General features: G+C 69.9%; 22 protein-coding genes and 1 tRNA gene. 11 read left to right on the top strand and 12 right to left on the bottom strand.

Annotated features, from left to right (window positions below; translation table 11 throughout):
* Positions 1 to 82 precede the first annotated feature (82 nt).
* From HWD99_RS13230 to HWD99_RS13240, 3 genes are all read right to left on the bottom strand, one after another.
* Positions 83 to 661 carry a LytR C-terminal domain-containing protein gene (locus HWD99_RS13230; RefSeq protein ID WP_241796715.1) on the bottom strand — a complete coding sequence of 193 codons (579 nt, stop codon included), beginning with the start codon at positions 659 to 661 and terminating at the stop codon, positions 83 to 85.
* Positions 662 to 739: 78 nt separating this feature from the next.
* Positions 740 to 997, bottom strand: a complete 258-nt coding sequence (locus tag HWD99_RS13235) for a DUF3263 domain-containing protein (protein ID WP_241796716.1) — start codon at positions 995 to 997, stop codon at positions 740 to 742.
* Between the two features lie 18 nt (positions 998 to 1,015).
* Entirely contained in the window at positions 1,016 to 1,999 is a 984-nt protein-coding gene (locus HWD99_RS13240) for a DUF2332 domain-containing protein (protein ID WP_241796717.1), read from the bottom strand.
* Between the two features lie 70 nt (positions 2,000 to 2,069).
* Between HWD99_RS13240 and msrB the strand changes: the two genes are divergently transcribed.
* Both msrB and HWD99_RS13250 read left to right on the top strand, forming a co-directional pair.
* Positions 2,070 to 2,474, top strand: a complete 405-nt coding sequence (gene msrB, locus HWD99_RS13245) for a peptide-methionine (R)-S-oxide reductase MsrB (protein ID WP_241796718.1) — start codon at positions 2,070 to 2,072, stop codon at positions 2,472 to 2,474.
* Positions 2,471 to 3,028, top strand: coding sequence for a nitroreductase family protein (locus tag HWD99_RS13250; RefSeq protein ID WP_241796719.1), 558 nt, complete (start codon positions 2,471 to 2,473; stop codon positions 3,026 to 3,028). Before msrB ends, HWD99_RS13250 begins: the two co-directional genes overlap by 4 nt.
* On the opposite strand, the gene HWD99_RS18695 is transcribed toward HWD99_RS13250, so the two are convergent.
* The gene (locus tag HWD99_RS18695) at positions 3,029 to 3,970 is read right to left on the bottom strand and encodes a DMT family transporter (RefSeq protein WP_241796720.1); all 942 of its coding nucleotides are present in this window, start codon (positions 3,968 to 3,970) and stop codon (positions 3,029 to 3,031) included.
* A gap of 80 nt (positions 3,971 to 4,050) precedes the next feature.
* Here HWD99_RS18695 and HWD99_RS13260 point away from each other — a divergent pair, with 80 nt between their 5' ends.
* From HWD99_RS13260 to HWD99_RS13285, 6 genes are all read left to right on the top strand, one after another.
* Positions 4,051 to 4,749, top strand: coding sequence for an SOS response-associated peptidase family protein (locus HWD99_RS13260; protein ID WP_241796721.1), 699 nt, complete (start codon positions 4,051 to 4,053; stop codon positions 4,747 to 4,749).
* A 4-nt stretch (positions 4,750 to 4,753) separates the two neighbouring features.
* Complete coding sequence (locus HWD99_RS13265; RefSeq protein WP_241796722.1) at positions 4,754 to 5,137, top strand: MmcQ/YjbR family DNA-binding protein; 384 nt, start codon at positions 4,754 to 4,756, stop codon at positions 5,135 to 5,137.
* A gap of 222 nt (positions 5,138 to 5,359) precedes the next feature.
* A complete protein-coding gene (locus HWD99_RS13270; protein ID WP_241796723.1) occupies positions 5,360 to 6,271 on the top strand; it encodes an ABC transporter ATP-binding protein in 912 nt (303 codons plus the stop codon).
* Positions 6,268 to 7,077, top strand: coding sequence for an ABC transporter permease subunit (locus tag HWD99_RS13275; protein WP_241796724.1), 810 nt, complete (start codon positions 6,268 to 6,270; stop codon positions 7,075 to 7,077). Before HWD99_RS13270 ends, HWD99_RS13275 begins: the two co-directional genes overlap by 4 nt.
* Positions 7,078 to 7,115: 38 nt before the next feature.
* Positions 7,116 to 8,450 carry a sensor histidine kinase gene (locus tag HWD99_RS13280; protein ID WP_241796725.1) on the top strand — a complete coding sequence of 445 codons (1,335 nt, stop codon included), beginning with the start codon at positions 7,116 to 7,118 and terminating at the stop codon, positions 8,448 to 8,450.
* Positions 8,447 to 9,142: a response regulator transcription factor gene (locus HWD99_RS13285; RefSeq protein ID WP_241796726.1), complete on the top strand. Its 696-nt coding sequence runs from the start codon at positions 8,447 to 8,449 to the stop codon at positions 9,140 to 9,142. The genes HWD99_RS13280 and HWD99_RS13285 overlap by 4 nt, the downstream gene beginning before the upstream one ends.
* A gap of 23 nt (positions 9,143 to 9,165) precedes the next feature.
* On the opposite strand, the gene HWD99_RS13290 is transcribed toward HWD99_RS13285, so the two are convergent.
* Positions 9,166 to 10,119, bottom strand: coding sequence for an aldo/keto reductase (locus HWD99_RS13290; RefSeq protein ID WP_241796727.1), 954 nt, complete (start codon positions 10,117 to 10,119; stop codon positions 9,166 to 9,168).
* A gap of 170 nt (positions 10,120 to 10,289) precedes the next feature.
* Between HWD99_RS13290 and HWD99_RS13295 the strand changes: the two genes are divergently transcribed.
* On the top strand, positions 10,290 to 10,634 hold the full coding sequence (locus HWD99_RS13295) for a hypothetical protein (protein ID WP_241796728.1): 345 nt from the start codon (positions 10,290 to 10,292) through the stop codon (positions 10,632 to 10,634).
* A gap of 70 nt (positions 10,635 to 10,704) precedes the next feature.
* Here HWD99_RS13295 and HWD99_RS13300 read toward each other — a convergent pair whose 3' ends face one another.
* The 4 genes from HWD99_RS13300 to HWD99_RS13315 form a co-directional block, all read right to left on the bottom strand.
* On the bottom strand, positions 10,705 to 10,857 hold the full coding sequence (locus tag HWD99_RS13300; protein WP_241796729.1) for a hypothetical protein: 153 nt from the start codon (positions 10,855 to 10,857) through the stop codon (positions 10,705 to 10,707).
* A gap of 72 nt (positions 10,858 to 10,929) precedes the next feature.
* Complete coding sequence (locus HWD99_RS13305) at positions 10,930 to 11,130, bottom strand: hypothetical protein (protein ID WP_241796730.1); 201 nt, start codon at positions 11,128 to 11,130, stop codon at positions 10,930 to 10,932.
* Positions 11,131 to 11,217: 87 nt separating this feature from the next.
* Positions 11,218 to 11,290 (bottom strand) — tRNA-Thr (locus HWD99_RS13310).
* 152 nt (positions 11,291 to 11,442) lie between these two features.
* On the bottom strand, positions 11,443 to 12,447 hold the full coding sequence (locus HWD99_RS13315) for a thioredoxin domain-containing protein (protein ID WP_241796731.1): 1,005 nt from the start codon (positions 12,445 to 12,447) through the stop codon (positions 11,443 to 11,445).
* A gap of 231 nt (positions 12,448 to 12,678) precedes the next feature.
* Here HWD99_RS13315 and HWD99_RS13320 point away from each other — a divergent pair, with 231 nt between their 5' ends.
* Both HWD99_RS13320 and HWD99_RS13325 read left to right on the top strand, forming a co-directional pair.
* The gene (locus tag HWD99_RS13320) at positions 12,679 to 13,782 is read left to right on the top strand and encodes an ABC transporter ATP-binding protein (protein WP_241796732.1); all 1,104 of its coding nucleotides are present in this window, start codon (positions 12,679 to 12,681) and stop codon (positions 13,780 to 13,782) included.
* A 79-nt stretch (positions 13,783 to 13,861) separates the two neighbouring features.
* Positions 13,862 to 15,166, top strand: coding sequence for a DUF4032 domain-containing protein (locus HWD99_RS13325; RefSeq protein WP_241796733.1), 1,305 nt, complete (start codon positions 13,862 to 13,864; stop codon positions 15,164 to 15,166).
* A gap of 75 nt (positions 15,167 to 15,241) precedes the next feature.
* Here HWD99_RS13325 and HWD99_RS13330 read toward each other — a convergent pair whose 3' ends face one another.
* From HWD99_RS13330 to cysS, 3 genes are read right to left on the bottom strand one after another with little or no spacing between them, the layout of a single operon-like run.
* On the bottom strand, positions 15,242 to 15,883 hold the full coding sequence (locus HWD99_RS13330) for an NAD(P)-dependent oxidoreductase (protein WP_241796734.1): 642 nt from the start codon (positions 15,881 to 15,883) through the stop codon (positions 15,242 to 15,244).
* A gap of 9 nt (positions 15,884 to 15,892) precedes the next feature.
* Positions 15,893 to 16,897 (bottom strand): 23S rRNA (guanosine(2251)-2'-O)-methyltransferase RlmB, encoded by a 1,005-nt coding sequence (gene rlmB / locus HWD99_RS13335; RefSeq protein ID WP_241796735.1) that lies wholly within the window; start codon positions 16,895 to 16,897, stop codon positions 15,893 to 15,895.
* Positions 16,890 to 18,299 (bottom strand): cysteine--tRNA ligase, encoded by a 1,410-nt coding sequence (gene cysS, locus HWD99_RS13340; protein ID WP_241796736.1) that lies wholly within the window; start codon positions 18,297 to 18,299, stop codon positions 16,890 to 16,892. The genes rlmB and cysS overlap by 8 nt, the downstream gene beginning before the upstream one ends.
* Positions 18,300 to 18,316 lie beyond the last annotated feature (17 nt).

Below are 18,316 nucleotides of genomic sequence, written 5' to 3' on the forward strand. Positions count from 1 at the left end.
ACGTTGGGTTTAGCACTCAGAGTGAGAGAGTGCTAACGCCATTCTGGCACTCGACCCCATCGAGTGCAAGCTGCAGGAGGTACTACGGAGCGGGTGTCTCCTCGACATCCGTCGCGCCGCCCGACACCCGGTCGAGGCCGATCACGACGGTGAGCTGCTTCTGCCCCTCCTCGGTCTCGCCGAGGTAGAAGTCGCTCTGCTGCACATCGGCACCGCCGATGAGTCCTGCGAGCCCGATCGCCGCGAGCTCGTCGTCGTCGGCGACGTAGTAGACGGTGGTGGTCGTGAAGTCCTCGCTCGTGCTGTCGCTGGCGAAGACGGTCTCGGCCGCCCAGCCGTTGTTGATCAGCAGGTCGCGCATCTGCTCGTCGAGACCCTCATCGGCGGTGGCGTTGAGGATCATCACCGAGTACGAGGGGTCGACCACGCCCGGCTCCTCGGGGATCGGCGTGAGCGTGGGCATCGCCTCGGGGAACGGCGTGATGCGTCCCATGACGATGAGGGACCCGAAGATCCCGGCGATCACGAGCACGAGGGCGGCCACGAACGACCAGAGCAGCACGACCCACCCGTTCATCCCGGGGGCTTCGGCGCGGTGCGCACCCACGCGCCCCGAAGAGCGGGGAACGTCGTCGAATCGGTCTCGGATGGGCTTTGACACCCCTCGATGCTACTGGCACGGGCCTGGAGATCCTCGCCACGCCGGGCCGCGCGGCGTCACGAGCCTCGAGCCGGGCGATCAGCCGACGAAGCCCGGAGCGCGGGTCGAGCGCCGCATCGCCCGCGCATCGCGGATGCGGCGGAGCCTGCCCACGAGCATCGGGTCGTACTCGAGCGCGACGTCGGAGTCGATGAGACGGCCGAGGAGCTGGTAGTACCGCGCCGAGCTCATCCCGAGCTGCGCGCGGACGACCTCCTCCTTGGCACCGCTGTGCCGCGGCCACGCGGTCTCCAGCGCGAGGATGGCGCGATCGCGCTCGGTCAGCTCTCCCAGCATGAGATCAGGGTAGGTCGCTCAGGCGCCCGAAGCGGCGCGCCACTCCCATGATCGCCCGAGCGGATCGGCAGACGCACGGACGTGTCCGTCGAGCGCGACCACGAATCCGGGCCAGCCGTCGGCGGCGACCGCGGGGTCCCACACGTCGAGGAGCGCGGGCGGGTCGATCGTGACCCAGCGCGCCGGCAGCCGACGGATGCGATCGACGAGCGTCAGGCGAGCCTCGCGGGGGATGTGGACGAGCACCCCCGGCGTCGTGATGACGAGGGTCGCATCGCGCGGCGCCTCGGCCGCGAGCGCCTCGATGTGCGCGAGCGCGTCGCCGGCGACGAGCCGCGCGGGCTCGGCCGCGGCGATGTCGAGCGCGGCCGTGACGCGCTCCTCCCGCCCCTGCTCCCCCGGCCAGACGAGCCCCTGAAGCCAGCGACGGTCCCGCTCGTCACGGGCGTCGAGAGGGGTGAGGTCGATGCCCGCCCTCCAGACGACCTCGGGAAGTCGCATCGGCGGAAGCGCGCCGTCGACGCGACTGCGCAGCACCACCGGAGACGGACCGTCCTCGGGGTCGAGGGCGAGACGCACCGCACCGGCGGCATCCGTGAAGCGATAGGAGTATCGGTCGGGATACAGGCAGAGCCCGGCCGAGGCGCCGACCTCGAGCAGCGCGAGCGGCCCCTCGATCTCGGTGAGCACGGGCAGCAGCGGCGCCAGTCGCAGCGGCTCGTTGGTCTGCAGCCGCCGTGCCGCGCATTCGTCGACGATCGCATCGGCATGCGCGATCACGAACGCGCGCCATCCCGCATAGTCGGTGAGCTCTGCGCCCAGCATCCGCGTCACGGCGAAGACCAGCGGAGGCTGGCGTCGATTCTCGGGGATGCGCGCCAGCACGGCCCGGATGCGGGGATCTCCCGCGACTCCTGCAGCCCACTCGGCGTACAGCTCGCTGCGGCCGGGCGCCTCCTGCCCGGCGAAGCGGGCGTAGCGCTGCTGCACGGCATCCGTCATGCATCCATTCTCTCGTGACCCCGCACACCTCCGGACGCGAGAGAATGGAGCGGAACCCCCAGGAGGACTCATGTCGTACAGCGTGGACAAGACCGAAGAAGAGTGGCGCGACGAGCTCGGCGACGAGCAGTACGCGGTGCTGCGCCAGGCAGCGACCGAACGCGCCTGGACGGGCGAGCTGCTCGACGAGGGGCGCGCAGGCCTCTACACGTGCGGGGCGTGCGACGCGGAGCTGTTCAAGAGCGGCACCAAGTTCGACTCCGGATGCGGCTGGCCGAGCTTCTACGAGTCGATCCGTCCCGACGCGGTCGAGCTGATCGAGGACACGAGCCTGGGCATGGTGCGCACCGAGGTGCGCTGCGCCGCATGCGGTTCGCACCTCGGACACGTCTTCCCCGACGGCTTCGGCACCCCCACCGGCGACCGCTACTGCATGAACTCGATCGCGCTGAACTTCACACCGGAAGAGTCGTGAGCGCCCTCGACGCCGTTCGAGCGCGACAGTCCTGGTCGAAGGTCACCGACGACGCCCCCTCGCATGATGAGCTGCTGACGCTCGTCGCCGCGGCGGGCCGCGTCGCCGATCATTCGTCGCTGCGCCCCTGGCGTCTCATCGAGCTCCGCGGTGCCGACCGCGATGTGCTCGGAGCCGCGATCGCCAAGGCGGAGGGAGACAAGTCGCCCTCGTCGAAGCCCCGACGCGCACCGCTCCTGATCGCGGTCGTCGCGAGCTACCGCAAGAGTTCGAAGGTGCCGCGGTGGGAGCAGGAGGCCGTGGCCTCGGGCGTCGCCCATGTGCTCAGTCTGCTCCTCGACGAGGCGGGCTGGGGAGTGCTCTGGCGGACCGGCGGCTACACCCGGTCGAAGGCGGTGGCCAAGGCCCACGGCATCGGCAAGGACGAGGAGCTTCTGGGCTGGCTCTACGTCGGTGGCAAGCCCGCGGGCAAGAAGGCCGGTCGCCGCAAGCCCGTCGACGCCCGCACGTTCGTGACGCGGATGCCGATTCCGAAGTCGGCGAAGAAGAAGTAGTCAGCGGCCCGCGCGTCGCGGCAGCGCGACCACGACGGATGCCACGGCCACGACCACCATGCCGATGATCTGCCACGGTGCGGGTCCTGCCGCCGCCGGCCAGATCAGATCGATGATCACCGAGGTCGCGAGCTGCCCGAGCACCGAGCCGAGCCCCATCAGGAGCACTCCGGTGTGCGCGACGATGAACGCGCCGAGCAGGATGTAGGCCGCGCCCAGGACCCCGCCCAGGTAGAGCCAGGGCTCGGCGGGCGGCGCGGCGGGCATCCCCCGCACGGCGACGCTGATCCCCGCGGCGATCAGCAGCACGAGGGTGCCGGCGATGAAGCTCGTCATCGTCGCGGCGAGCGGCGACGACACCCGCTGCGCGAGTCGCCCGTTCGTGGCGGCCTGCCACGCGATGCCGACGCCCGCGGCGAACGGCAGCAGGAGCATCCAGAGCGGCGCCGTGGCGAGCACGTCGCCGCCGAGCGAGATCCCGACCGCGGCGAGCGCGAGCGCTCCGCCCGCCACGCGCCCCGGGGTGACGGCGACGACACCCGCGGGACCGAACCCGATGCGGTCGAGGACGAGTCCGTGCAGGGTCTGGCCGGCGACCACGCCGACCGTGAAGAGGGAGACGCCGAGGACGCCGGCCGTGATGCCCTGGGTCGAGACGGTGAGAGCGCCGCAGGCGCCGCCCAGCAGCATCCAGAGCGGGATGCGGCGATCGCGGATGCCGTCGCGCAGTCGTCCGACCCCGCGTCGCGCCGAGGGCAGACACACGATCACGACGATCAGGGCGAGGAGGCCGACTGCGAAGGAGATCAGTCCGGCGACGATCCCGTTGTCGACCCGCACGCCCAGCACGCCGTTGATGCGCGCCTGGATCGCTGTCATGACGCCGATCGCCACGGCGCCGCCGAGCGCGACGGGCGCGGAGAGTCGACGGGCGGGGGGCACCTGTCGACCCTAGCCCGTAGCGGCGGCCGCGAATCGGAGGCGACGGCGCGGATGTCGGTGGTGCGGCGTACTCTGGCGGCATGTGCGCGAGCTATGGTCTGGATCCCCGGTTCACCGACGCTGAACTTCTCGCCGCCGCCGATGAGGCGGTGCTCGAGGGCCTGCGGGGCTGGGCGGAGCAGAACGCCGGAGAGACGGTGCGCCCGACCGGCAAGAACCTGCGCAACCTGAATCCGCTCGTCACGCAACCCGACACCACGCCGACTCTCGAACCCGCCTGGTGGGGTTTCCTCGTCGGGGGCGAGCCGTCGAAGTTCCCCTCGATCAACACACGCTCCGAACGTCTGCAGGATCGCCCCGGCGGGTTGAAGAGCAGGGCGCTCGTGCCCGCGACCAGCTGGTACGAGATGAAGAAGCCCGAGCGGGTGTGGCACGAGTTCCTCGTCGACGACGGCGCGCTGTTCGGCATGGCGGCGGTGACCCAGCGCGGCCGCACCGCCGACGGCGAGTCGTTCACGTGCTACTCGATCGTGATGAGGCCGGCGCCCCCGCATCTCGCACACATCCACGATCGGATGCCGCTGCTGGTGCCCGCGTCCCTGAGCGGCGACTGGCTCACCGCCGAGCCGACCAGGGAGATCATCGACGAGGCGCTGCTGGCGGCGGCGAGCCTCGATGATCGCGTCCAGGTGGCTCCGCGCACCGACGACAAGGCCGGGGCCGCGACCCCCCAGAGCGACAGACGCACGTCGGACGCACCCACGGAACGGCTGTTCTGAGCGCATGGATGCCAACCAGCTGATCGCGGTCGCCACGGAGCGGGCCGAAGAGCTCCCCGGGTCCGCTCGCGAGAACCCGTTCGGCCCCGAGTGGGATGTGTACAAGGTGCGCGGCAAGGTCTTCCTCCTCGTCCCCCTCGACGAGACCGGTCGGGTCACCCTCAAGTCGCATCCGGACGACGCCGTGGCGCTGCGCGAGACCTTCGCCGACATCATGCCCGGGTACCACATGAACAAGAAGCACTGGATCACCCTGCGCCCCGGCCCCTCTCTCGAGGACGACCTGATCAGCGAGCTCGTCACCGAGTCCTACCGGCTGGTCGTGGAGAAGCTGCCTCGGGCGCAGCGACCCGTCGATCCCGCGCTCTTCGGACGCCCCGCCGACTGACTCGTCGCCGGCCGGCTCCCCTGCCCGCCTCGGCGTCGAGCTCTGTGATCGAGCGGCTGACACCGGTCACGGCGGGCGCGCGCGGTCGACGTCGTGGACTGCTGAGCGTCAGGCCGGTACCGCGGGACCCGGTACATCCATCGCAAGGATGACCCGCGTCGGCGGCGGAACGGTACTCCGGGAGGACGCGCGCGCATCGCCCCGGTCGGTAGCGTCGAGGACATGATCACAGCAGAAGGCCTCACGAAGAGATTCGGAGACAAGACAGCAGTCGACGGGGTGACGTTCTCGGTGCAGCCGGGAACGGTCACCGGATTCCTCGGGCCGAACGGCGCGGGCAAGTCCACCACGATGCGGATGATCGTCGGGCTCGACCGCCCGACTTCCGGCACCGCCACCGTCGCAGGCCGCGAGTACCGCAAGCTGCGCGCACCGCTCACCGAGGTGGGCGTGCTGCTCGACGCGAAAGCCGTGCACACCGGACGCACCGCGCGCAATCACCTCCGCGCCATGGCCGCGACCCACGGCATCCCCGCCTCACGCGTCGACGAGGTGATCGATCTCGCCGGCATCGGCGCCGTCGCCCGCAAGCGCGCGGGCAAGTTCTCACTCGGCATGGGCCAGCGCCTCGGCATCGCCTCCGCCCTGCTCGGCGACCCGCACACGCTCATCCTCGACGAGCCGGTGAACGGCCTCGACCCCGAGGGTGTGCGCTGGGTGCGCCAGTTCGTCCGCCACGCGGCATCCGAAGGCCGGACGGTGCTGCTGTCCAGCCACCTGATGAGCGAGATGGCGCAGACGGCCGATCACGTGATCGTCATGGGGCGCGGCAAGGTCCTGGCGGATGCTCCGCTGGCCGAGCTGGTGCGGGCGTGGACCACGAACACCGTGCGCGTGCGCACACCGCGCGCCGCCGATCTGGCCGCCGCGATCAGCGGCCCGTCCGTCGAGATCGTCAGCTCCGCGCCCGATCTGCTCGACGTCGTCGGACTCCCCGCGTCGCGCATCGGCGATCTCGCGGCAGACCGAGGCATCCCCCTTCACGAACTCACACCGACCACCGGATCGCTCGAAGACGCCTATCTCGCTCTCACGGGCGACTCGGTCGAGTACCGGACGAAGGAGATCTCATGACCGTCCAGGCTCCTCCCCTCGCACCTCAGCGCGTCGACACGGGGCACCGGCTGACGTTCGTCCGCGCCGTGCGCGGTGAGTGGATCAAGCTGTCCACCCTGCGCTCGACCTGGTGGTCGATCGGCATCGCCGCAGTCCTCACGATCGGCATCGCCGTGCTCATCGCCCAGGCGGTCGACGTGCCCGGCTTCGAGCCCATCCAGGCGGTCGTGATGCCGATCCAGTTCACGATGCTGCTCGCCGGCATCCTGGGGGCGATCTCGGTGACGGGCGAGTACTCGACCGGCATGATCCGCTCGACGCTGGCCGCCAACCCGAAGCGCGGGTCGGTGCTCGCGGCCAAGGCCGTCGTGACCGGGCTGTTCCTCTTCGTGTCGTCGCTGGTGATCTTCGCCGCCGCGGCCCTCGCCGTCTCGGCGATCGTCGCTCCGCGTGATCAGAGCATCGACTGGAGCGATCCCTCGGCGTCGATTCTGCCGATCGTCGTCTCGTCGCTCGCGATGGCGGTGTTCGCCCTCATCGGCGTCGCCTTCGGATTCATCCTGCGCTCGGGCGCCGGAGCGATCGCCGCGACCGTCGGCCTGCTGTTCGTCCTGCCGATCGTGACGAGCTTCTTCGCGATCGCGGGCGAGTCGTGGATGTGGGTCATGGATGCCGCGAACTACCTGCCCGTCGCCGCCGCGCAGAGCGCGATCCTGCCCGAGGGTGCAGCACTCGAGGGCCCCGTCGCCTACCTGACGCTGGCCGGATGGGTCGCCGCGGGGATGCTCTCCGCCTGGGCCGTGCTCCGCACCCGCGACGCGTGAGCGCCGTGCGCCATGACGCAGCCGCGTAGAGTCGGCCGGTGACCACCAGCCGCAGCCGCAGCACCTCCGTCCGTGAGGACGAGGCGCTGCGGCTGCCGCGCCCCCCGGGTGTCCTGCGGCGCTTCTGGGCGCGGCATCCCGTGGTCGCCGACGTCGTGATCATGCTGGTGTGCCTGCTGCTCTCGCTGGTCCCCGCCGGAGTCATCACCCGCGGCCTGCCGATGCCTCTCGCGATCGGCGTGGCGATCCTGGTCCCCGCGGCCGTCATGGCCGCCTGCGCGAGCCTGCTCTGGCGGCGCCGGCGCCCGCTCGTGCCGTTCGTGGCCGCGTTCGTCCTCGAGACGGGCTTCCTGTTCGCGATGGCCCCGATCGGCTCGCCGCTGCTGCTCGTGACGTGCTACTCGCTGGCGGTGTACCGGTCATCACGGACGGCGTGGACCAGCTTCGGCATCGGCCTCGCCTCTCTCGCCGCGTTCGGCGGCCTGCTCACCCTCACCGGCGTCATCACGCTCCAGATCGCGGCCAATGCGGTCATCATGTCGCTCGTGCTCGGACTCATCGGCACCCTGATCGGGGTCAACGTCGGTGGGCGCAAGCGCTATCTGGATGCGGTGATCGACCGTTCCCGTCAGTTGCTCGTCGAGCGCGATCAGCAGGCTCAGCTCGCCGCCGCGGGAGAGCGCGCCCGCATCGCCAGGGAGATGCACGACATCGTCTCGCACTCGCTGACCGTGATCGTCGCGCTGTCCGAGGGGGCCGCTGCGACGTCAGACCCGACGCAGGCGCGAGCCGCCGCCACGGCATCGGCCGAGACGGCCCGCAGCGCGCTCACCGAGATGCGGGCGATGCTCGGCGTGCTGCGGGCCGACGACTCCCCGTTGCCCCTCGCACCGTTGGCGCCGACGCCGCCGCAGGAGACCGTCGCCCACGCGCAGCGCGCGGGCTATCCCGTGTCGCTGGCGGTCAGCGGAGCGGCCGATGTCTCCCCCGCCGTCGCCCACGCCGTCGGGCGGATCGTGCAGGAGGGCGTCACGAACGCGATGCGGCATGCTCCCGGCGCGACGTCGATCGACGTGCGACTCGTCTATGCCGCGGATGCGGTGATCGCCGAGATCGTCAACGACGGCGCCACGGGACCCGTCGGGACATCGGGGTTCGGCCTGCGCGGGCTCGCCGAACGCGCTGCGCACGCCGGCGGCAGCATCGTCTCCGCGCCGGTCGAGGGCGGACGATGGATGCTCCGGGCCGAGCTGCCGACGGTATCGCCGCCGACCGGGCCCACCCCCGCCTCCTCCCTTCCCGCCGCCGATCCCGACCTCGCCGACCTCGCGCCGGGCGCCTCGACCACTCCCGTCCAGGAGGACACCCCATGACCGACCCGATCTCGCTCCTGCTCGTCGACGACCAGCAGCTCATCCGACTCGGCTTCCGCATGGTGCTCGAGGCAGAGGCCGACATGGTGGTGGTGGGCGAGGCCGCTGACGGACACGCGGCGATCGCTCAGACGGCCGCGCTCCGACCTGATGTGGTGCTCATGGACATCCGGATGCCGGGGCTCGACGGCATCGCGGCGACCGAGGCGATCGTGCGAGAGCATCCGCAGACCCGCGTGCTGGTGCTCACCACGTTCGATCTCGACGAGTACGCGTTCGGCGCGATCCGCGCGGGTGCCAGTGGGTTCCTGCTGAAGGACGCGCAGCGGCACGAGATGATCTCGGCGATCCGCGCGATCCACCGAGGAGACGCGGCACTCGCACCGAGGATCACGCGGATGCTCCTCGAGCACGTCACACCGGGATGGGGCGCCGTCTCCGCGGAGCCGGCGCCCGTGGTCGACGACCCCACCGCGGAGCTCACCGACCGCGAGCGCGACGTCTTCCTCGAGATCGCGCGCGGACTGACGAACGCCGAGATCGCGCAGGAGCTGTTCGTCAGCGAGTCGACCGTGAAGACCCATGTCGGCCGGGTGCTCGCGAAGCTCGGCGCTCGCGACCGCATCCACCTGGTGATCCTCGCTCACCGGCTCGGACTCGTCGACGACCGCTCCCTGCCCTCCGACTCATAGGCCGGAGGGAGGGAGCGGGTCTCTCACGCCTGGGTCGGCGTCCACTCCGAGACGCGGTTCAGCCGGTCGACCTCGTCGGCCGCGAGGTCGAGGCGCGCACCGGCGAGGAGGTCGGGAACCTGCTCCACCGTGCGGGCGCTGGCGATCGGCGCGGCGACGGTCGGCTGCGCTCGCAGCCAGGCCAGCGACGTGGCCGCGATCGAGGCGCCGTGCGCGTCGCCGATCTCCTCGAGAGCGTCGATGATGCGCAGCCCCGCCTCGGTGGCGTACTTGGCGGCGCCGCCGGCGCGGGGCGACGACTGGCCCTCGGTGTCGGTCGTGCGGTACTTGCCGGTGAGGAAGCCGCTCGCGAGCGAGTAGTACGGCACGAGTCCGAGACCGAACTCCTCGGAGACGGGGATGATCGTCTCCTCGACCTCGTTGCGGTGCACGAGGTTGTAGTGCGGCTGCACGGCGACGGGCAGGTCGACGCCGGTGCGGCGCGCGATCTCGACCCACTCGCGGATGCGGTCGGCGCTGTAGTTCGAGACGGCGATGTGGCGCACGAGGCCATCGGCGACGAGCTGTCCGAAGGCGCCGACGGTCTCTTCGAGCGGCACGGTCTCATCGTCGAAATGCGCGTAGTAGAGGTCGATCGTGTCGACGCCCAGGCGCGCGAGCGACGCTTCGGCCGCCTTGCGCACGTTCGATGCCGCCAGACCCGTGAAGTCGGGGTGCTGGCTCACCTTGGTCGCGACGGTCACTCCCGCGGGCTTGCGCGACGCCAGCCACTCGCCGATGATCGTCTCGCTCTCGCCGCCCGAGTTGCCGGGCACCCAGGCGCTGTACGAGTCGGCGGTGTCGATGAAGTCGCCTCCCCCGTCGACGAATGCGTCGAGCACGGCGAAGGATGCGTCGCGGTCGGCCGTCCAGCCGAACACGTTGCCGCCGAGCGAGAGGGGGAAGACGTCAAGGTCACTGTTTCCGATACGAGTCATGCTCGGGACAACCCGGGACCGGAGCGGAGTATTTCTCCGCGACGCCGATAATTCCTCCTGTGACGCCGCGAGTCTGCTCCGCCGCGCCGACGTCGCCGCGCTCCTGTCATATGCCTGCGGTCCGGCGCAAGCCCTCGGCGGGGATCCGCGCGGGATGACAATCTGGTCGTATGAAACTCGTCTCCTACGCAGCGCAGCAACTCGTGACGACCGATGATGTCGCGGAGGTGCTCGTGACCCTGGCCGCCGCGATCGCCAACGAGGGCGAGTCCGAGGCGCTCGAGATCCCGATCGTCGTCGACGGCGAGGTGGAGACCGCCGAGCTCATCGTGGGGCTCGGCAACGATCTGCTCGTCGGGCCCAGCGCCTCGACGGAGGGCGACCCCGACTTCTCCGAGCAGGCGGCCGCGCTGCGCGCACACCACCGTTACCCCCGCTCACACGACGATGAGACGGATTCGGACGAGGACTGGAACGTCCCCTCCCTCGATCTGGACCTCGACGTCCGACCGTAGCGGCACGGCGCGGCAACGCCGCGCGACAGAGTCAGGCGGCAGAGTCAGGCGGCAGCGGTGTACGGCTGGGTCAGGCTTCGAGCTGGCGCCGAGGCCGACGCGAGAAGATGTGCAGCGGCTTCAGTGCCCGCGATCGCGGTGCCGCACCGCCCTCCGGGGCCTCACTGTGGGTGACGGGACGTCGTCTGTCTGCGTCCTTGTCGGACGGCTGCTTCCTGGTCATCCTCCGACCGTACGCGCCGAACATGTACGACCGCACAGGTTCACGGGCCTGCGTGGTGCGACCGCTCGGCCCTCAATCGGGCTCTCTCGTCTTCCGGAAAGCCTCGAACGCTGCCCCGACGGCGATCCCGACGACGAGGCCGACGCCCGCCCCGACGGCGAGGTTGTCGAACACCAGCATCCCGAGGGCCGCGCCCAGCGGAAGGCCGATCGCGACTCCGGTGGCGACGCCCAGTCCTGACGCCTTCTTGGGACTCTCTTCCGATCCGGTCATGCAGGCGACGCTACGGCGTGCCGACGGGGCGCACATCCCTCGAGCGGGGGATGTCACCGCCTCACGGCGGAGGGGATCAGTTCAGAGAGCCGACTACGGGACTCGAACCCGTAACCCCCGTATTACAAGTACGGTGCGCTACCAATTGCGCCAAGTCGGCGAACCGCGGTCTCCCGCAGCACATGCCGCACGTCCGCTTTCATCGAATGTGCATCAACGAGTCTAGAGCGTCCGGTGCGGTGCTCTGTCGATCGCGCCACAGTCCGGGCCTCACGACCGCTCGCTGAGGCGCAGCTGACGGCAGGTCGAGGGCTACTGCGCGGGAGCCTCGGTCGGTGCCGGGGTCTCCTCGGCGGGCGCTTCGTCGACCGGGGCCTCCGTCGGCGTCTCCGACGGAGCCGGGGTCGGCGTCGCGGTCGCGTAGTAGGCGTCGCTGGCGACCGTCAGCACGAACTGCGAGAACTCGCTCGGGTCGTCCAGCGCGCCGACATAGGCCTCGCCGTTCACGACGATCATGGGGGCCGAGGTCAGCACCAGGTCGTCGGATCCGACGAGCGGACCCTCGAGGGCGCGAGACGTGGCGTCCTTCGCCCAGGTGACGTAGTCCTGCTTCTCGATGCAGGAGCGCACGCTCTTGACGTTGTCGGAGCCGACGGCGCCGGCGATGTCGGCGAGCTCGGAGTCGGTGAACCCGTCGGTGTTCATGTCGGGCTGATCGTCGAGCAGATCGTGGTTGAACGCGTAGAACTCCGCGGGCGAGTGCGTGGCGACGCAGGCAGCTGCGGCAGCCGATCGCAGGGAGTACTTGGTGCCGTTCGAGCTCGCGGTCAGCAGCGCCACGGGGTGGTAGGTCACGGTCGCCGCGCCCTCGCCGATCCAGTTCACGAGCTGACGCGCGTTGGCGCGCTCGAACTCACCGGCGTCCGGAGACAGGTAGTCGACGTAGATGTGGATGTCGACGGTGCTCGTGGTGGTGGGCGCCGGAGTCGGTGCCGCTTCACCACCGGCCTCGGTCGTCTCGGGGGCCGGTGCTTCGACGGGCTCGCTCGACACGGTCGACGCGCTGATGTCGGAGACGAGGATGCCGTCATCCTCCATGCCGCTCGGCGTGAGCTGCGGCTTGGACACCTGTGCCGACACGGCGAGCGTGACCGCCGTGCCGATCGCACCGACGGCGACGATCGCGATCGCACCGAGGACGATTCGTCGCATGATGCGCGCCCTCGACTGCTGGGCGTGCACCTTCTGTGCCTTCTCCCGCACGACCTCACGCGAATTGCGAGATGTGGGGACGTTCGGCGTCTCGTCGCTCGACATCGTTCCTCTTGAGAGTCTCGGTGGGGCAGGGTGGCCCCGTCCGCCGATCGAAACGGCGGACGCCGCAGAAAAGCGGCCGAGATTGATGTTAACCAGCCTGGCTGAGAAATACCCAGATGCGCCGGTTTCTGGCATACTGATCCCGACCCGATGAGGGGTCACGGCGGATCGCTCTGCCGCTCTATCACTACGGATCGTCCGGCACGTACCTGCCGGTGAAGGAGAAACACAATGGCATCTGTGACTTTCGACGAGGCCACCCGCCTCTACCCCGGCGGAACCCGCCCGGCCGTCGACAAGCTCAACCTCGAGGTCGCTGACGGCGAATTCCTCGTCCTCGTCGGCCCCTCCGGCTGCGGTAAGTCCACCTCTCTGCGTATGCTCGCCGGTCTCGAAGAGGTCAACGCGGGCCGCATCCTCATCGGTGACCGCGACGTCACCGACGTGCCGCCGAAGGACCGCGACATCGCGATGGTGTTCCAGAACTACGCGCTGTACCCGCACATGACGGTCGCCGAGAACATGGGCTTCGCGCTCAAGATCGCCGGCGTCGGCAAGGAAGAGCGTGCGTCGCGCGTTCTCGAGGCCGCCAAGCTGCTCGACCTCGAGGAGTACCTGACCCGCAAGCCGAAGGCCCTCTCGGGTGGTCAGCGTCAGCGTGTCGCGATGGGTCGCGCGATCGTGCGTCAGCCCCAGGTCTTCCTCATGGACGAGCCGCTGTCGAACCTCGACGCCAAGCTCCGTGTGCAGACGCGTACGCAGATCGCGTCGCTGCAGCGTCGTCTCGGTGTCACCACCGTCTACGTCACGCACGACCAGACCGAGGCTCTCACCATGGGCGACCGCATCGCGGTCCTCAAGGACGGTCTGCTGCAGCAGGTCGGCTCGCCTCGCGACCTCTACGAGAAGCCGAACAACGTGTTCGTCGCCGGCTTCATCGGCTCGCCGGCCATGAACCTGTTCTCGGCCGACCTGGCCGAGGGCGGCATCCGCTTCGGCACCGAGGTCGTTCCGCTCGACCGTGACACCGTGGGCCGCGCCAACGGCTCGCAGGTCACCGTGGGCGTTCGCCCCGAGGACATCACGGTCGGCCCGGCCGACGGCAAGGGCCTCTCGGTCGTCGTCGACCTGGTCGAGGAGCTCGGCGCCGACGGTTACCTCTACGGCCACACCGAGATCAACGGCAAGCGCGCCGACCTGGTCGCTCGTGTCGACGGCCGCAGCCACCCCAACGCGGGTGAGACCGTCACGCTCGCTGCGAACGCGGGCCACGTGCACGCATTCGACATCGAGTCGGGCGAGCGCCTGAACGACAAGCCGGTCGTCTCGGCCTGATCAGATCCACAGACGCGGCGCGGGCTGACTTCGGTCACCCGCGCCGCTTCGTCTTTCCCGCCACCCTCGGAGGAGCCCCATGCAGGACGCGCTGCGCATCACGGCGAGCACGGTCGATCCCGGACTGCTCGCCCTCCCCTGGTCGACCCCGCTGGGCTCCTGGCCGTCCGAGCAGATCGTCTCGCTGCCCAAGGGGCTCTCGCGCCACCTGGTGCGCTTCGCCGATCTCTCCGGACGCGTCGTCGCCGTCAAGGAGACGACCGACTACATGGCCCGTCGCGAGTATGAGATGCTCGGCAATCTCGCCCGCCTCGACGTGCCCTGCGTCTCACGCGTCGCCGTGATCGCGGGGCGCACGGATGCCTCCGGCGAGCCGCTGCCCGCGGCACTCGTGACCTCGCACCTGCGCTTCTCGATGCCCTACCGTGCGCTGTTCACGCGCGTGCTGCGTCCCGACACCGCCAACCGCCTGGTCGACGCGCTGGCGGTGCTGCTCGTGCGCCTGCACAACGTCGGCTTCTACTGGGGCGACGTGTCGCTCTCGAACACCCTGTTCCGCCGCGACGCGGGCGCGTTCGCGGCCTACCTCGTCGACGCCGAGACCGGCGAACTGCACGAAGAGGGTCTCACCGACGGTCAGCGCGCGTACGACCTCGACCTCGCCCGCACGAACATCGCCGGCGAGGTGATGGACCTCGCCGCGGGCGGGCGACTCGAGCACGGGGTCGACGCGATCGCGATCGCCGACGGCATCGTCTCGTCGTACCACTCGCTGTGGGCCGAGCTCACGGCGCAGGAGTCGTTCGCCTCGGCCGAGACCTGGCGCATCACCGAGCGGATCGAGCGGCTGAACGCCCTGGGTTTCGACATCGACGAGATGTCGATGTCGACCACCGCCGACGGTACGGTCGTCGAGATCCAGCCGAAGGTCGTGGATGCGGGACACCACCAGCGCCGCCTGATCCGCCTCACCGGACTCGACGTCGAGGAGAACCAGGCGCGACGCCTGCTGAACGACCTCGACGAGTTCCGTGTGCGCTCCACCAAGCAGTGGGCCGACGAGGAGATGTACGCGCACGAGTGGCTCACGCGCGTGTTCGAGCCCGTGGTGCGGGCGATCCCTTACGAGCTGCGCGCCAAGCTCGAGCCCGCAGAGGTCTTCCATCAGGTCCTCGAGCACCGCTGGTACCTCTCCCAGGCCCAGGGGCGCGCCGTGCCGCTCGCCGAGGTGCTGACGAGCTACATCAACGAGGTGCTCCGCCACCGCCGCGACGAAGCCACCATCATGGGGCCGCCCACCGAGACGATGAGCCTGCCGGTGATCACCGGTGCGCATCCCGTCCCGGACGATGACGACGAGGTCGACTGGCGCGACCTCGTCTGACCGGACCCCGAGACCGGACTCTGCGACCGGACGCCGGGGCGGGGGACGACGGGCGCCGAGTGGAGCGGATGCCGCTCAGTAGCCGACGGTGAACCGCTCGCGGTGATGGTTCCCCTGCTCGATCTCGTCGACGACGGCGACGGCGAAGTCGGCTCCCGAGATGAAGGACGTGCCGTCGGCGTCGCGCACGATCACGTCGCCGCCGTCGCGGTAGTGTCCGGTGCGCTCGCCCTCTGCCCACGGCCCGAAGACCTCGGCGGGGTGCACGAAGAACCAGTCCAACCCCGCATCCGCGCTCTCGAGCAGCGCCAGAGAGTCGATGCCGACCTGCGCCTCGTGCTTGTACTCCTCGGGGAAGCCCTGGTCGAACAGGCGCGGCCCTCCCGGAGCCACGAGGCTGCCGCCCGCTCCCCCGACGACGCCGAGACGCGTGCTCGTGCCGGCGAGCTCGCCGATCACACCCGTCAGCGCATCGAGCACGCGGTCGGTCATGTCGCCGCGCGGGGACAGCGAGGAGACCACGGCGTCCGCTCCGTCGAACGCGCTCGCCAGCGATGCGGGCTCGAGCGCCGACCCCTGCACGTACGACGCACCGTCGACGGCATCCGCAGGGGTGGAGCGCGAGATCGCGATGACCTCGTGTCCGCGGCTCACCGCCTCCGCGACGATGTGACGGCCGGCGTAGCCGGTGCCTCCGAGGACGACGATGCGAGCCATGCTGCTTCCCTACTTCTTCGCGTTGCGGACGGTCGAGACCTGGTAGAGCGCGACGGAGGTCGCGATGCCGGCGTTGAGCGACTCGGTCGAGGCCGAGATCGGGATCGACACGATCTGATCGCAGGTCTCGGCGACGAGACGCGAGAGTCCCTTGCCCTCGGAGCCGGTGACGATCACGACGGGGCGGTCGGCGAGCTGCAGATCGGGCAGCTGCACGTCTCCGTCTCCGTCGAGACCGAGCACGAACACGCCCTGCTTCTTGAACTCCTTGAGCTGACTCGTGAGATTCGTGGCCAAGGCGACCGGCACGCGGGCCGCGGCTCCCGCGCTCGTCTTCCACGCGGCCGAGTTCACGCCCGCCGAGCGACGCTGCGGCAGGATGATGCCGTGGCCGCCGAAGGCCGCCGTCGAGCGGATGATCGCACCGAGGTTGCGGGGGTCGGTGATTCCGTCGAGGGCGACGAAGAGCGGAACCTCGCCCTTGTCGATGACCTGCTCGAGAAGGTCCTGCGGGTGCGCGTACTCGTACGGCGGCACCTTGATGGCGACGCCCTGGTGCACGCCGTCGAAGCCCGCCATGCGGTCGAGCTCCTGACGCGTGACCTCGAGCACCGGGATGCCGCGGTTCGTCGCGATCGACAGCATCTCCTTGGTGCGGTCGTCCATCTCCACGCGCTGCGCGATGTAGAAGGCGGTGGCGGGGATCTTCGCACGGAGCGCCTCGAGCACCGAGTTGCGGCCGGTGACCGTCTCGGTGTCGGTGGTGTTGTCCTTCACCCGGGCCGAGCGGTTCGGGTTGCCGCCCGAGCTCTGACGCTGTCCGGGCTTGCCCTTGCCACCCGATGCGGCATAGCGCTCGGCCGCGGCCTTGCGCTTGCCGGCGGGGTGCCAGGCGCGGTCCTCGGCCTTGGGGGTCGGCCCACGACCTTCGAGCGAGCTACGGCCCTTGCCGCCGGAGCCCTTGGTGGGGCCCTTCTTGCCCTTGCCTGCGGAGGGGTTGCCCTGCTTAGCCATCGATACTCCAATGAGTTCCGGCCGGAGTGTCCTCCAGCGTGATTCCTGCGGCGGCGATCGCATCACGGATACGATCGGCCGCCGCCCAGTCCTTGTCAGCCCGCGCCTGTGCGCGCTGAGTGATCATCGTCTGCACGAGGGTGTCGAGAGCGGATGCCGTGGCGTCGCCACCCGAGGCTCCGGTGTCGGCCAGCGGGTCGATGCCGAGCACCATCACCATGACCGACACCGCGCGAAGCGCCATGACAGCGGCATCCGTGTCTCCCGCGTCGAGCGCGGCATTGCCGTCGCGCACCGTCTCATGCAGCACCGCGAGCGCCTGGGGCACTCCGAGATCGTCGTCCATCGCCGCCGCGAACGACGAAGGCATGTCGCTGTACACGAACCGGACATGCGACCCACCGGCGGCCCGGATGACGCGCGCCATGAACGTGCGGATACGTCCGAGCGCCGCCTCGGCCTCGGTCCACGACGACTCCGAGAGGTCGAGGCTCGAGCGGTAGTGCGCCGCGGCGAGCGCGTAGCGCACCACCAGCGGATCGCGCTCGGCGAGCACATCGGCGGCCAGCGTGAAGTTGCCGATCGACTTCGACATCTTCTGTCCGTCGACGGTCACGAGTCCGTTGTGGACCCAGTACCGTGCGAAGCCGTCGCCCGCGGCGGTCGACTGCGCGAGCTCGTTCTCGTGGTGCGGGAATCGCAGGTCGAGGCCGCCGCCGTGGATGTCGAACTCGGCGCCGAGATAGCGCTTCGACATCGCGGAGCATTCGATATGCCAACCCGGGCGTCCCGCTCCCCAGGGCGACCGCCAGACGGCATCCGCCTGCTCGTCGTCCTTCGCGCCCTTCCAGAGGGCGAAGTCCTGCGGGTTGCGCTTGCCACGCGGGTCCGCGTCCTCCGCGGCCTCCATCGCGTCGACCGACTGATTCGTGAGCGAACCGTACTCGGGCCACGAGCGCACGTCGAAGTACACGTCGCCCGACGCATCCGCCGCCGGGTAGGCATGGCCGCGCTCGATCAGAGTCGCGATGATCTCCTGCATCTGCGGGATCGACGCGGTCGCGCGCGGTTCGTAGGTGGGCGGAAGGATGCCGACTCCGGCATACGCCGCCGTGAACTCCTGCTCCATGCGGTACGCCAGAGCCCACCACTGCTCGGTGTCCGACGCGTTCGCGAGCACCTTGTCATCGATGTCGGTGACGTTGCGGACGAACGTGACCCGCCCGTATCGGTGGGTCAGCCACCGTCGCAGCAGATCGAAGCTCAGCGCCGCGCGGACGTGACCGATGTGCGGGCCGGACTGCACCGTGGGTCCGCAGACGTACATCGTGATGTTCTCGGGATCGAGAGGCACGAAGTCGCGCAGCTGCTGTGCGCGGGTGTCATAGAGGCGGACTGTCACCGCACAAGCTTACCGGG

The sequence above is a fragment of the Microbacterium sp. C5A9 genome, assembly GCF_022627955.1.
Classification (GTDB): domain Bacteria; phylum Actinomycetota; class Actinomycetes; order Actinomycetales; family Microbacteriaceae; genus Microbacterium.